Raw genomic sequence first — 13,193 nt, forward strand, 5'->3', positions numbered from 1 at the left:
GTCATCGGCTCATATATCCTCCGTCCGCCGCAACGCTGGCCCCGCATATGGCGGGTTCAACTGCTGGCGCTTTCGTGCAAGGATGCCTGCCGAAACGCCCCCTCCATGCCCCCAAGAAGAGGTCAAAGATGGTCAATCGCATGCAATTCTACATCGACGGCGCCTGGGTCGATCCCGCCGTCAAGAAGTCCACGCCCGTAGTCAATCCGGCGACGGAAGAGGCGATGTATGAGGTTGCGCTCGGCTCCAAGGCCGACGTCGACAAGGCCGCCGCCGCCGCCAAGCGCGCGTTCCAGACTTACTCCCAGACCAGCCGCGAGGAGCGCGTCGCGCTGCTCTCGAAAATCATCGAGATCTACAAGGGCCGCCTCAAGGAGATCGGTGCCGCCGTCTCCGACGAGATGGGCGCGCCGCTGCCGATGGCCGAGAAGCTCCAGGCCGGCGCCGGCCTCGGCCACCTCATGACCACGCTCGACGTGCTCAAGAACTACCACTTCGAGGAACCGGTCGGCACCGCCATGGTGCTGCGCGAGCCGGTCGGTGTGGTCGGCATGATCACGCCCTGGAACTGGCCGCTCAACCAGATCGCCTGCAAGGTCGCGCCTGCGCTCGCCGCCGGCTGCACCATGATCCTGAAGCCGTCCGAGTTCACGCCGACCTCGGCACTGATCTTCGCCGAGATTCTCCACGAAGCCGGCGTGCCGAAGGGCGTGTTCAACCTCGTCAACGGTCTCGGCCCCGAGGTCGGCGCCGCCATGAGCGAGCATCCCGACATCGACATGATCTCCTTCACCGGTTCGACCCGCGCCGGCATCGATGTGGCGAAGCGCGCGGCCCCGACCGTGAAGCGCGTCAGCCAGGAGCTCGGCGGCAAGTCGCCGAACGTCATCCTCGAAGGCGCCGACCTCACGAAGGCGGTGACCGGCGGCGTGATGCACATGTTCAACAACTCCGGACAGTCCTGCAACGCGCCCTCACGCATGATCGTGCCGCTGTCGAAGATGAAGGAAGTCGCCGCGATCGCGAAGGCGGTCGCCGACAAGACCAAGGCCGGCGATCCGCGCGGCGAAGGCACCACCATCGGTCCCGTCGTCAACCGCGGCCAGTGGGACAAGATCCAGGCGCTGATCAAGAAGGGCATCGACGAGGGCGCAACGCTCGTCGCCGGCGGCCCGGGCCTGCCCGAAGGTGTCAACAAGGGCTTCTATGTCCGCCCGACCATCTTCGCCGACGTCACCAGCGACATGACGATCGCTCGCGAGGAGATCTTCGGACCGGTGCTGACCATCATCGGCGCCAAGGACGAAGCCGATGCCGTGCAGATCGCCAACGACACGCCGTATGGTCTCGCCGGCTACGTCTCGGCCGATACGGTGGAAAGCGCCAAGCGCGTTGCCCGCCAGATCCGCGCCGGCAACGTCAACCTCCAGGGCGTGCCGAACGACCGCACCGCGCCGTTCGGCGGCTACAAGCAGTCGGGCAACGGCCGCGAGTGGGGCAAGTACGGTCTTGAGGACTTCCTCGAAGTGAAGGCAGTCGCCGGCTTCAACGCGGCGTAAGCCTCATCGCCTGAACGAACACGACGCCGGAGCGGGAAACTGCTCCGGCGTTGCCGTTTGAGTGATGCTATCCGCCCAACAGCGAAGCGTCGTAGGGTGGGCAAAGGAGCGTAAGCGACGTGCCCACCAAGACCGCAGCAAATGAGACGAGGTGGGCACGCTTCGCTTTGCCCACCCTACGATTCTTGTAACCTCGGAAAGGCTATCCCCCGACCGCGCCCTGCGTGTTCACATACAGCGCATAGATCGACTGGCTCGCCGCCATGAACAGGCGGTTGCGCTTGACGCCGCCGAAGCAGAGGTTGGCGCAGCGCTCGGGTAGCGCGATGCGGCCGATCATGACGCCGTCGGGCGCGAACACCACGACGCCGTCGAGCGCGGGATCGCCCATGCCCCAGCCGCACCAGAGATTGCCGTCGATGTCGCAGCGCATGCCGTCCGGCGTGCCCGGGCCTGCATCGATGAAGACGCGCTTGTTGGAGATCGTGGTGCCGTCGGCAGAAACATCATAGGCGAGGATCTTGCGGTTCGGTTGCCCACGGGATTCGACGACATAGAGGATCTTCTCGTCCGGCGAGAAGCACAGCCCGTTCGGTCCGAGCACGCCTTCGGCGACGATGGTTGCCTTGCGGGTCGCCGGATCGAGCCGGTAGACGTTCGGCTCGATCTCGGACTCGGCCTTGTAGCCCTCGTAATTGCCGAGCAGGCCGAAGGTGGGATCGGTGAACCAGATCGAGCCGTCGGACTTCACCACGACGTCGTTCGGCGAGTTCAGCCGTTTGCCGTTGAACGAATCCATCAGCACCGTGATCTCGCCGTCATATTCGGTGCGCACCACGCGCCGGCCGCTATGTTCGCAGGTGATCAGCCGGCCCTGGCGGTCGCGCGTGTTGCCGTTGGCAAAATTGGAGGGTTTTCGGAAGGCGCTGACGGCGCCGGTTTCCTCCTCCCATTTGATGATGCGCTGGTTCGGAATGTCGCTGCACAACAGATAGCGTCCATCGCCGAACCACACCGGGCCCTCGGCCCAGCGCAGGCCGGTCGCAAGCCGCTCCACGGCCGACAGCTTCAGCCAGTATTTTTCGAAGCGGGGATCGAGTGCACTTATCGCCGGATCGGGGTAATACGTCGCCGGCCGCCAGCCTTGAGGCCTTGCGCCTTGAGGTATTTCTTGGGTTTGGGACGATGCATCGTTCATGTGCAGTTCTCGTTATTGCGTTCCCTCTGCCCAAGTCTGCTATCATTAGAGACCCGCGACCGCAAATTGGTCGCTACCGACGAGGGAAGAAATGCCGCGTATTTTGATGACTGGAGCTTCAGGCGGAATCGGCTCGAGCCTGCGCAAGTTGCTGCCGCCGATCTATCCGGATCTCCTGCTCTCTGACATCAAGCCGCCCAAAGATCTCGGCCCGAACGAGAAGTTCAAGGCGGCCGACCTGTCCGATCTCGCACAATGCGAGGCGATCTGCGAGGGGGTCGACGGCATCCTGCATTTCGGCGGCTACTCGGTCGAAGGCTCCTGGGAGGATATCCTCCAGGCCAACATCATCGGCGGCTACAATCTGTTCGAGGCGGCGCGCAAGAAGGGCGTCAAGCGCGTGATCTTCGCCTCGTCGAACCATGCGGTCGGCTTCTATCCCCGCCACCACAAGATCGGCACCGACGTCACCCCACGCCCGGACGGCCGCTACGGTGTCAGCAAGGTGTTCGGCGAAGCGGTCGGCGCGCTCTATGCCGACAAGCACGGGCTGAAAGTGACCTGCCTTCGCATCGGCAATTTCGGCGAGATGCCGCTCGATCATCGCCGGCTCGCGATCTGGCTGAAGCCGGAAGATCTCGTGCAGCTCTGCCGCATCGGGCTCGAACATCCCGACATCCAATTCGAGATCTTCTACGGCGCCTCCCTCAACGAGCGCGCCTGGTGGGACAACCATCGCGCCTACGAATTCGGCTATCGCCCGACCGGCCGTGCCGAGGATTTCTGGCAGCATGCGATGGACGAGCAGGCCAAGCTGAAGCCGGATCCGGTCGGCGACTACTACCAGGGCGGCGCCTTCTGCAGCATCGAGTTCGATGCCGACCCAAGCCGCATCATCGACTGGAGCAAGCGCTAGAAAACCCGGGCGCAAGTCGGAGCGTCAAACCTCCGGCTTGCCGTTCGTGGCGGTCGATGGCTGCCGATTTGGCGCATGTCCGCCAACGGCCCGTCACGAGGCGAGCGCTGTGATTGCGGCTGAGTCCGAACCTCAGCTCGCTCGCACGTTCGTTCGGCCGCACCGTAGAGTTCCGGATTTCCATTGTCGGAAATGGGTGTTCTATTGGCGGAACACCCGAGCGTTTCTTCTATGCATTGCGTCGCGCGGGAGTGCCCGTCTTTAAGTGCTATTTATTGTGGAAGCAATATGCGCAAGATAGTTGTGTCAGCGATCCCCGTGTTGGCGGTCGTCCTCGCTGCGGCACTCTGGCCAACGTCACGCCCGGATGTCGAGCGGTTCGGGGACAGTGTTTACGAAACGATCTGGTTCTGGCGCATCCCGGCGTACGCCCATGATCCGGTTTGGCGCGTGCGCTGGACCTGGAGCGATCCATTGCGCGCACAGGCAAGATGTTGCCGGTTCCTGCCGCAGCCCACGTCCGCCCCGGGTTTGAAGGTTCCTTCAGGGCGTAGCCAGACGATTGCGCGTTTGGCGGACCAGTAGAAACAGCGCACGCATCGGCTGGAAAAGCGGGTTGCTTTTTTGAAGCATGCGCTTTCATGTGCCTGGGCAGAAGTTCAAGCGCTTCGCAGGACGATCAGCCGATCGCGCCTTTTGATCCTTGGCATACGAGTCGCATCATCCTCTCAAGCGCCCGGGAACAATCTTGAGGTGGCCCGGTTGCATTGCGTGCCGCTGCTGAGCAACGTATTCGGTTCCAAGTATTGTCTTGGATTTTTCTCAAATTAGTTTTTTGGTTTAAAGCTTAACCAGAAACCTAGTCTTTGATTTACAGCCGCAATCGACAGTTTACCTTGTTCTTGAATCGGAAATTCAAGGACGCCAACAATGCGCGGCTTAGCGCTCAACCCGTGTCTCGTCTTAATCCTGGCACTGTGGGGATTCTGCGCATCGGCCGATGAGAACAAGCCCAACGGCAGTTCGGCGTCGCTTGCTCCCAGCACCAGAATCGAATGTTCGCTCAAGCGCAAGCCTGGCGAGCCCTTCGATCCCCCCTCGACGTCCGCAATCCCCCAAACCGACGCATTCGTTGCGGGCGAGCATTTCAAGGAAGACATTGCGCCGACTGCACCTGTCAAGATTTCGTGGCTTGGCGCGACCTTCGTGCGCCGGTTCGCTGTCAAGGTCGAAACCGCGGACGATGCGTCCTTGCAAGCCTATCTCTTGAAGAATCCCTCGAATGCCGCAGAGATCATCGGCGAACTCGGTACTCGCGGTGAGAGCAAACTCACCGATATTTGGTGCCTCCTGAAGCTGCAGGCCAATGGCGAAAGCGGGGCATTGCAGACCAACTCGACTCCGAACATCTTTTTTGTCCGAGACGGTGCGGGCGATCTTGCCGTGATTGACGCTCTGTGGGGCGGCGCGGGCTGGGAAATCGGGGCCAGTCCAGTCGGAAGCCAACAGGCATGGACGCGCGGCACCCGCATCTTCTCTCGCTGATCCGAGCTGGTAGTCTTCCCCTTAAGGGATCGCCGAATCCGGCGAGCGATGGCGGGCAAAGAGTGCGCGCCTCCGTCGCTGCGATGTCAGGCATCATCTCGACAGGCGCCAGCGGTTGGTCCCGTCGTGGCGAAATGCGCCGCGGCGCGCCTCGATCTCGCCTCGCAGCCGCAAGCTGAGAAAGAGTTGAAGGGCCCTTTACTGCCACCCTCCAGAAGCCGCGCAGATCGTCAGTGACGTGCTCTGACAAGCGGGGCCCGCGTGATCGCATGACCCGTCGCTCATTATTTCGCAACGCGCTCTTCCTGTTTCTTGGTCACATGCCAGAGCACCACATGGTAATGCGGCACATCGACGCCGGGGTGACCCGGGTTGAAGTAGAAGCTGACGTGGTCAACTGGTCCCGAGGACCCCGCCGCCTCCAATGACTTGTGGTCGTCGATGTCCTGGATCGGGACCATGTACACGGTCGCGACCAGACGATCCCTTCGATCGAAGCACAAAAACGGCCCCAGCGGCAAAGTGTCGGGTTTGACAAAGATGATGCCGAGGCCAGGAAAGAACTTTGGGAAGTTTACGAGGTCACTGACCCGCTTGTATCCGTTCTTTTCGGCGATCTTGCGCTGGTTTGGAGGCGGGCGGACCGCTTGGTGCTTCTCTTCCTGTTTCCTATGCTCCTGCTTCTTATGCGCTTTCCCGCCTCGGTGCTTGGCTGTCCTGGCTTTCTCGGCCTGATCGGCCGGTGGCGCCGTCGCCGGCGCTAGCGTCTGCGGAGTTGGTGATGAGAAGGGAGCGAATTGGGCAACCGGACCCCTCCCGTCGACGATCAACCCGAGCAGCACAACCAGGGCTACGGTCACAAGCGCATTGCGCATCGACACCTCCCAAGTTGCGTTCACCTGCCCGGATTGCGTTCTCGCCAGCGCAGGAATTCCCGGAACAATTCTTCGCGGTCCGGCGGATTGGCGGCTGGCTGGCTTTCGAGGAACCGGCCGAACGCCTTGCGAAGCGCGGCTTCTCCGCCTGTTTGTTGCTGGAGCCATCGCTCTGCCGGTCGAAATCGTCGCCAGCCAGGCAGCAGCGCGGCTAGGTTCACCTCGCGCCATTTGGGATGATGTGCATCGCCGAGAAATTCAGGAAAACGCGTGAACAGTGTCTGGACGAACAATTCCAGCAGACCAAACCGCTCGTTGCGAGCCGGCCAGTTGTAGGCGTAGAGAGCGGATTTGATCGCGATCGTGTCGACCGGTGCATCGACCCCGATGATATTTGGATAATCCTCGTGACGGAGCGTCGATGGCAAGTAGTCTTGCTGCATCAGCTCCTTGGAATAGGGAATGGGCAGGAAGTGAATACCATCGGCTTGCCCGGTGCGTGCCAGGAAGCTGACCGGTTTTCCTGAGACTAGCAGGGCAGCGGAGATGTCTCCCTTCCGCATCTCCTCCAGCGCGGCGTCCGGTCCCAGGTTGGATTCGCTGATCTTGACGCCCAGACGGTTCAACACCTCGCGGCCAAGCACAGCGCCGGCACTGCCGTCCTCGCCGAGATTGACTCTCTTCCCCGCAAGATCCGTGAGGCTTGCAATCTCCGGCCGCGCGAGGAGATGGAACTCTTCGATATAGAGCGGGGCAATGTAGGCAAGCTTGTCAGAGATGTCTCCGAACGTCTTTGCCTCCCGCAGCCGGTCGACCAGGACAACGGGTGCGATCGCCACGTCGGCACCTGCCAGGGTCAGTACGTCCAGGACGTTGCGGGTGCCGCCGTTTCCCACGATTGGCAGGACCCGCAGTGCGACTTCGCCATGAGGGCCCGTCTCCTGGCCACTGGCCAGCGTGGTAGCAATGTCCTGTGCTATCGCGAATTCAGTGCATTGCGGCGTGCCGGCCACGAATCCCACCGTATATGGGTCCGCAGATCGTCCCGTCTCTTTCCTGGGGACGCTTTCTTTTCGCGGAGGAGCTTTCGCGGGTTCTCCCTGAGAAGCGGATGGTAGCGTTTGCGCGGGGGAGTCCTGGACCTGTCCGCCGAGCCAGGCCATTGCAATCAATGCGATGAACAAACCGGCCCGCATCGCTCCGCAGACCCTCATTGTTCAAACCGGTTCGGTAGCCAGCCCTCCTTTGGGCGTGACAAGCTTCGACAAATCGTCACCCAGCCAAGTCCGAAGTGTGACTGGGTGAACGGATCTCGCTCAAGCCTTCCAACGCGCCCGGGCTAGCGACGTTCCGACTCGGATGTATACGGCTCGTCCGCGGTAGGAACTTGCCCAACTAGTGCCCGGCGTCATCATTAGCGATGCGAGCGAGATAGTCCGACTTGCTGAACTGCATGTGATCGACACAGAGCTGGGCCAGGGCCCAGCTATCTCGGCCCTTCAACAGCTCGATCATCATCTCGTGCTGGCGCTTCGACAGCGCCAGCCCCTCGCGGTCGGCGAGATTTTTTGCGCGCATCGGCAGCGTCAGGTTCATGTAGTCCTGGAGCGAGCGCACCAGATAGGGATTGCCGCAGGCGCCAAACAGCGCGACGTGGAAGGCATCGTTGGTCTCGTGAATGCCGCGCAGGTCCTGCAACTCCGCTCTGGCGCAGTATTGCTGCTGCAATTCACTGAGCGTATCGACCAGGCTTTGCGGTGCGGGCAGGGGGACCATCAGCGCGGCCTGCCGCGTCAACATCTCCCGGACCTCGTAGATCTGCCGGATTTCCTCGGCCGAGTAGATCCGCACGGTGGCGCCGACATTCTTCTCGCGACGGACGATGCCGCGCCGCTCCGCCTCCACCAGGGCCTGGCGCACGAAATGCCGCGACGTGCCGTAGCGCGCCATCAGCGCGTCCTCGGTCAGGCGCGCGCCCGGCGCGAGGCGGCCGAAAATGATGTCCTCCTCGAGCCGCGCGACGACATCGTCCGGGTCGTCGCGCCGAACCGTCACTGCATCAGCGGTGCGAATGTGCTGCATTCCTTCCAGCCTCCCGGCAGGGCGCTCCGGTCCAGCCGCTCCTGTGGAGCAGGGAACATGCAGATTGTCAATAATCTGGAGCGTTCGACGCGGCTTCAGCTCGGAAATTGCCGCCGCTGGCGCCTCTCTTATTGACAATCGGGGGGTAGGCTGTACGACAATGCGAAGTGCGGAATGGAGTGGCATGATGACGAGTGGCTTGCGCAAAGGGCTGACGAGCTATGGCGATGCCGGCTTCTCGCTGTTCCTGCGCAAGGCCTTCATCAAGGCGATGGGCTATTCCGACGACGCGCTCGAGCGTCCCATCGTCGGCATCACCAATACTTATAGTGATTACAATCCCTGTCATGGCAACGTGCCGCAGATCATCGAGGCCGCGAAGCGTGGCGTGATGCTGTCGGGCGCGATGCCGTTCGTGTTTCCGACCATCTCGATCGCCGAGAGTTTTGCGCATCCGACCTCGATGTATCTGCGCAATCTGATGGCGATGGACACCGAGGAGATGATCCGCGCCCAGCCGATGGACGCGGTGATCGTCATCGGCGGTTGCGACAAGACGTTGCCTGCGCAGGTGATGGCGGCGATCAGCGCCGATCTTCCCACCGTCGTCATTCCGGTGGGGCCGATGGTGGTCGGCCATCACAAGGGCGAGGTGCTGGGTGCCTGCACCGACTGTCGCAGGCTGTGGGCCAAGTATCGCGCCGGCGACATCGACGATGCCGAGATCGAGGCGGTGAACGGCCGTCTCGCCCCGTCGGTCGGCACCTGCATGGTGATGGGCACGGCCTCGACCATGGCCTGCATGATCGAGGCGCTCGGCCTGTCGCTGCCGATGAGCGCGACGATCCCGGCGCCGCATGCCGAGCGCTTCCGGCTGGCAGAGGCCAGCGGCAAGATTGCCGCGGAGATGGCGAAGACGAAGGGGCCGAAGCCGAGTGAACTGCTGACGCCGGCCTCCTTCAAAAATGCGCAGGTCGTGCTTCAGGCGATCGGCGGCTCGACCAACGGCCTGATCCATCTGACCGCGATGGCGCATCGCTCGCCGCACCGGCTCGATCTCGATGCTTTCGACAAGCTCGGCCGCGAGGTGCCGGTGCTGGTCGACCTCAAGCCGTCCGGCGAGCATTATATGGAGCATTTCCATCACGCCGGCGGTGTGCCGAAGCTGCTGGCGCAGCTCGGCGATCTCATCGATCTAGACGCGAAGACGATTACGGGCCGGACTCTGCGCGATGTCGTGGCGAATGCGGAAGAGGTGCCCGGTCAGGACGCGATCCGCCCGCGCGACAATCCGATCAAGCCGGAAGGTGGCCTCGCCGTCCTGCACGGCAATCTCGCGCCGCGCGGCGCGGTCATCAAGCAATCCGCGGCGAGCCCGAAGCTCCTGCAGCATACGGGGCGGGCGGTGGTGTTTGAATCCGTCGAGGACATGACCCTGCGGGTCGACGATCCCGATCTCGACGTGAACGCCGACGACGTGCTGGTGCTGCGCAATGCCGGCCCGAAGGGTGCGCCCGGCATGCCCGAAGCCGGCTATCTGCCGATCCCGAAAAAGCTCGCGCGCGGCGGCACCAAGGACATGGTGCGCATTTCGGATGCGCGCATGAGCGGCACGGCGTTTGGCACCATCGTGCTGCACATCACGCCTGAATCCGCTGTGGGTGGGCCGCTGGCGCTGGTGAAAAACGGCGACATGATCCGGCTCGATGTTGCCAAGCGCAGCATCGAGCTGCTGGTCGACGCGACCGAGCTGGAACGGCGCCGCGCTGCCTTGAAAGCGCCTGCTGCGCCGGACGAGGCACGGCGCGGCTACGCCTGGCTGTTCAACGAGACCATCCTGCAGGCCGACGAGGGCTGCGACTTCGATTTTATGCAGAGGACTGGCAAGTGACTGGGAAGGGGTGACCAAGCACCCACAAACGTAGCTCAGACCGCTAAAGCGGCGGGCGATAAAACAGGGGGAAACGATGATTGCACGATCCATGCGTGGGTTGGTGGCTTTGGCCGCCGTCCTGTTCGTCACTGGGGCCGGGGCGCAGGAGGTGAAGCATTATCGCTTCGCCTATGACCAGCCGCGCAACACCGGCTATTCCATCGCGGGTGACCTCTTCGCCGACAAGCTCAAGGAATTGAGCAAGGGAACGATGATCATCGATCAGTATCCCGGCGCGCAGCTCGGCCAGGAGCCGCAGGTTCTCCAACTCGTGAAGGCGGGCGACATCGAGTTCGCGATCATCTCTTCGGCCAACACCGCGACGATCTCTCCGCAGGCGGGCGTGATGTCGCTGCACTTCCTGTTCCGCGACGAGAACCACGTGATCAAGGGGCTCGCCGATCCCCGGGTGTTCGAAGCGCTCAAGACCATGATCGACGAGACCACGCAGGGCCTGCATGTGATCGCGACGGGATCGCAGGGCGTGCGCCACATGTACTCCAAGAAGGAGATCCACAATGTCGGCGACATCAAGGGGCTGAAAATCCGCGTGCAGGCGACCGCCACCGAGGACACCATGTTCCCGGCCTATGGCGCCCAGACTGTGCATATGCCGTTCGGCAGCGTCTACACCTCGCTGCAAACCGGTGTGGTCGACGTCGCCGAGAACAGCATCAATGTCTACCTCGTCAACAAGCACTACGAGGTCGCCCCGGTTCTGAACATCACGGAGCACGAGGCCAACAACGCGCTGGTGTTCGTCTCCGACAAGCTCTGGCAGAGCCTGTCTGCCGAGCAGAAGCAGTGGGTGCAGACGGCGGCCAACGAGATCAGCACCAAGGAGCCGCAAAAGGCATTCGAGCTCGAGCGGAGCGCGGCCGAGAAGTTGAAGAAGATGGGCGTCAAGATCGTCCAAGACGTCGACAAGAAGAGCTTTACGGCGGTCGCCGACCCCTATCTCGACAAGCTCGCCAAGGAGCTCGGCCCGCACGCCGAGAAGATCAAGAACCTGATCCGGTCGATTAATTAGGCCCAGCAAAGCCGTCATGCCCGGGCTTGTCCCGGGCATTCTCCCTCCCGGCTGGCCCAAACGTGAATGGCCGGGACAAGCCCGGCCATGACGAGAACCGGACAAGGAATTGCGGAGCGCTCGTAGCATGGCCATCGCCGACAAACTGGTCTTGAGACGGCAGCGTCACCTCAAATGGCGTGCGCTCGACTGGCTCGAGCTCGCGCTGATGCTTCTCTGCGGTACGTTGTGCTTCGGATTCTCGCTGTCGGTGACCGCCGACATCGTCACGCGCACGATCGGCCATCCCTGGCTGTGGCTCCAGGAAGTCACTTCGACGCTGTTCATCTATGCGATCTTCATCGGCACGGCAGCCGCGACGCGGCGCAACGACCACCTTTATCTCACCGCGATTTCCGAGGCGATGCACGGCACGCCGCGGCTGATCGTGGAGGTCATCATTCGCATCGTCGTTCTCGGCGTCGCCTTCTGCCTGATCTGGTACGGCTATCAGAACTATCTCCGCGGCTTCGGCAGTTTCCGCCTGCCGTCGGGCACGCCGATCGCCTCGCTCTATGCCATCATTCCGCTGTCGGGCGTCCTGATCGGCCTGTTCACCATCGAACAACTCGTCAACGGCCTGCGCAACGGTTTTGATCATCCCGAACCACCGGACGAGGATGAAACGCATTCCGCGGCCGCGACGGACGCACAAACGAGGGCGCGGCCGTGAGCGCACCAATCGTCCTGGCGTTGATGTCGTTCTGCTTCCTGTTCTTCGGCTATCTCGGCGTGCCCGTGCCGTTCTCGCTGATGGCCGGCGTGTTCATCGGCGCGATCTTCTCGGACGTCTCGCTCGCCGCGATCATCCAGAAGATCTTCGACGGCGTGGACTCCGAGGCGCTGCTGGCAATCCCGTTCTTTTTGCTGGTCGGCGAGCTCATGAGCTCGGCAAATGTGGTGGTGCGGATCGCGAACCTGTCGGTGTCGCTGGTCGGACACATCAGGGGCGGCCTGTCGCAGGTCGTTGTCGTCTTCAGCATGTTCTTCTCGGAGATGTCGGGCTCGACGACGGCCGACGTCGCCGTGATGAGCCGCGCGTTGGGCGGCCCGATGAAGCGCGAGGGCTATGAGCCTGCCTTCATTGCTGCGATCATTGCGTCGGCCTCGACCATCGCGGCGCTGGTGCCACCGAGCATCACCGCCGTGGTCTATGGCGCCGTCGGCAACGTCTCGATCGCCGGCCTGTTCATGGCCGGCGTGGTGCCGGGCCTGATGATCGGCTTCGGACTGATGATCTACTGCTATTTCTTCGGGCCCTCGGGCCTGCGCAAGCCGCGCGCGCCGCTCCGGCAGGTGGTGTTCGCCGCCGGCGATGCGGCCTTGCCGCTGATGATCCCGGTGATCCTGCTCGGCGGCATCCTGACCGGCTGGTTCACACCGACGGAGGCCGGCGTCGTCGCGGTGGCCTGGATCATCCTGGTCGTGATCCCCGCGCTCAATCGCGGGCACTTCAAGAAGATCCCCTACGATTTCTGCCTTGCCGGCCTGATCTTCTCGCTGCCGCTGATCACGATCGGCGCGGCCAACGCCTTCGGCTGGATGCTCGCCTATCTGCGCGGCGCAAACTACATCGCGGAATGGATCACGTCCATCGCCGGGAATGATCCGCATCTGATCATGCTGTTGATGGTGCTGTTGTTCACCGTGGTCGGCGACTTCATCGAGCCGGTGCCGACCATCATCATCTTCATGCCGTTGGTCAACGCGCTGACGGAAGCCGGCGACATCAACGGCGTGCATATGGGCGTGGTGCTGATCGCCACGCTCGCGTTCGGCCTGATCACGCCGCCCTACGGGCTCGTGCTGCTGATGGCGTCGAAATTCGTCGGCATCAGTTTCGCCAAGGCGCTGCGCGCGGCGCTGCCGATCTATGTCGTGTTCTTCGCGACCATTGCGTTCGCGATCTACTTCCCCAGCGTGGTGCTGTGGCTGCCGCGGCACGTGCTGCCGGAATCGGTCGGCTGCTTCAAGTCGCCGGCAGGCACAGGCTACATCTGTCCGCAGTGAGTCCGG

At 62.6% G+C, this 13,193-nt stretch carries 11 protein-coding genes; 7 read left to right on the plus strand and 4 right to left on the minus strand.

The genetic code is table 11. From position 1 onward, the window contains the following. The first annotated feature begins 128 nt into the window (after positions 1 to 128). Entirely contained in the window at positions 129 to 1,559 is a 1,431-nt protein-coding gene (locus K289_RS0103715) for an aldehyde dehydrogenase family protein (RefSeq protein WP_027550241.1), read from the plus strand. Between the two features lie 202 nt (positions 1,560 to 1,761). On the opposite strand, the gene K289_RS0103720 is transcribed toward K289_RS0103715, so the two are convergent. Beyond that, positions 1,762 to 2,757, minus strand: a complete 996-nt coding sequence (locus K289_RS0103720) for an SMP-30/gluconolactonase/LRE family protein (RefSeq protein ID WP_035683772.1) — start codon at positions 2,755 to 2,757, stop codon at positions 1,762 to 1,764. 91 nt (positions 2,758 to 2,848) lie between these two features. Here K289_RS0103720 and K289_RS0103725 point away from each other — a divergent pair, with 91 nt between their 5' ends. Together K289_RS0103725 and K289_RS0103730 are read left to right on the plus strand one after the other, a co-directional pair. Beyond that, positions 2,849 to 3,673: an NAD(P)-dependent oxidoreductase gene (locus K289_RS0103725; RefSeq protein ID WP_027550243.1), complete on the plus strand. Its 825-nt coding sequence runs from the start codon at positions 2,849 to 2,851 to the stop codon at positions 3,671 to 3,673. 930 nt (positions 3,674 to 4,603) lie between these two features. Next, positions 4,604 to 5,218, plus strand: coding sequence for a hypothetical protein (locus K289_RS0103730; RefSeq protein ID WP_027550244.1), 615 nt, complete (start codon positions 4,604 to 4,606; stop codon positions 5,216 to 5,218). Positions 5,219 to 5,502: 284 nt separating this feature from the next. Here the strand turns inward: K289_RS0103730 and K289_RS0103735 are convergent, their stop codons facing one another. The 3 genes from K289_RS0103735 to K289_RS0103745 all read right to left on the minus strand — a co-directional run bounded on the left by K289_RS0103735 (position 5,503) and on the right by K289_RS0103745 (position 8,175). Further along, entirely contained in the window at positions 5,503 to 6,093 is a 591-nt protein-coding gene (locus K289_RS0103735) for a hypothetical protein (protein ID WP_027550245.1), read from the minus strand. A gap of 20 nt (positions 6,094 to 6,113) precedes the next feature. Next, a complete protein-coding gene (locus K289_RS0103740) occupies positions 6,114 to 7,106 on the minus strand; it encodes a TAXI family TRAP transporter solute-binding subunit (protein WP_245283841.1) in 993 nt (330 codons plus the stop codon). A gap of 382 nt (positions 7,107 to 7,488) precedes the next feature. Further along, the gene (locus K289_RS0103745) at positions 7,489 to 8,175 is read right to left on the minus strand and encodes a GntR family transcriptional regulator (protein ID WP_027550247.1); all 687 of its coding nucleotides are present in this window, start codon (positions 8,173 to 8,175) and stop codon (positions 7,489 to 7,491) included. Positions 8,176 to 8,362: 187 nt separating this feature from the next. Between K289_RS0103745 and K289_RS0103750 the strand changes: the two genes are divergently transcribed. From K289_RS0103750 to K289_RS0103765, 4 genes are all read left to right on the plus strand, one after another. After that, on the plus strand, positions 8,363 to 10,066 hold the full coding sequence (locus K289_RS0103750) for an IlvD/Edd family dehydratase (protein ID WP_027550248.1): 1,704 nt from the start codon (positions 8,363 to 8,365) through the stop codon (positions 10,064 to 10,066). Positions 10,067 to 10,142: 76 nt separating this feature from the next. After that, positions 10,143 to 11,138 (plus strand): TRAP transporter substrate-binding protein, encoded by a 996-nt coding sequence (locus K289_RS0103755; RefSeq protein ID WP_027550249.1) that lies wholly within the window; start codon positions 10,143 to 10,145, stop codon positions 11,136 to 11,138. A 127-nt stretch (positions 11,139 to 11,265) separates the two neighbouring features. Further along, positions 11,266 to 11,850 carry a TRAP transporter small permease gene (locus K289_RS0103760; protein WP_027550250.1) on the plus strand — a complete coding sequence of 195 codons (585 nt, stop codon included), beginning with the start codon at positions 11,266 to 11,268 and terminating at the stop codon, positions 11,848 to 11,850. Next, on the plus strand, positions 11,847 to 13,187 hold the full coding sequence (locus K289_RS0103765; RefSeq protein WP_027550251.1) for a TRAP transporter large permease: 1,341 nt from the start codon (positions 11,847 to 11,849) through the stop codon (positions 13,185 to 13,187). The genes K289_RS0103760 and K289_RS0103765 overlap by 4 nt, the downstream gene beginning before the upstream one ends. Positions 13,188 to 13,193 lie beyond the last annotated feature (6 nt).

Origin of the sequence: Bradyrhizobium sp. Cp5.3, from assembly GCF_000426265.1 — a bacterium.
GTDB classification, from domain to species: Bacteria; Pseudomonadota; Alphaproteobacteria; order Rhizobiales; family Xanthobacteraceae; genus Bradyrhizobium; species Bradyrhizobium neotropicale.

What these genes read in the sequence shown, in the direction of transcription:
- K289_RS0103715 (WP_027550241.1), top strand. Translation starts at nt 129, where the DNA reads ATGGTCAATCGCATGCAATTCTACATCGACGGCGCCTGGGTCGATCCC.
- K289_RS0103720 (WP_035683772.1), bottom strand. Translation starts at nt 2,757, where the DNA reads ATGAACGATGCATCGTCCCAAACCCAAGAAATACCTCAAGGCGCAAGG.
- K289_RS0103725 (WP_027550243.1), top strand. Translation starts at nt 2,849, where the DNA reads ATGCCGCGTATTTTGATGACTGGAGCTTCAGGCGGAATCGGCTCGAGC.
- K289_RS0103730 (WP_027550244.1), top strand. Translation starts at nt 4,604, where the DNA reads ATGCGCGGCTTAGCGCTCAACCCGTGTCTCGTCTTAATCCTGGCACTG.
- K289_RS0103735 (WP_027550245.1), bottom strand. Translation starts at nt 6,093, where the DNA reads ATGCGCAATGCGCTTGTGACCGTAGCCCTGGTTGTGCTGCTCGGGTTG.
- K289_RS0103745 (WP_027550247.1), bottom strand. Translation starts at nt 8,175, where the DNA reads ATGCAGCACATTCGCACCGCTGATGCAGTGACGGTTCGGCGCGACGAC.
- K289_RS0103750 (WP_027550248.1), top strand. Translation starts at nt 8,363, where the DNA reads ATGACGAGTGGCTTGCGCAAAGGGCTGACGAGCTATGGCGATGCCGGC.
- K289_RS0103755 (WP_027550249.1), top strand. Translation starts at nt 10,143, where the DNA reads ATGATTGCACGATCCATGCGTGGGTTGGTGGCTTTGGCCGCCGTCCTG.
- K289_RS0103760 (WP_027550250.1), top strand. Translation starts at nt 11,266, where the DNA reads ATGGCCATCGCCGACAAACTGGTCTTGAGACGGCAGCGTCACCTCAAA.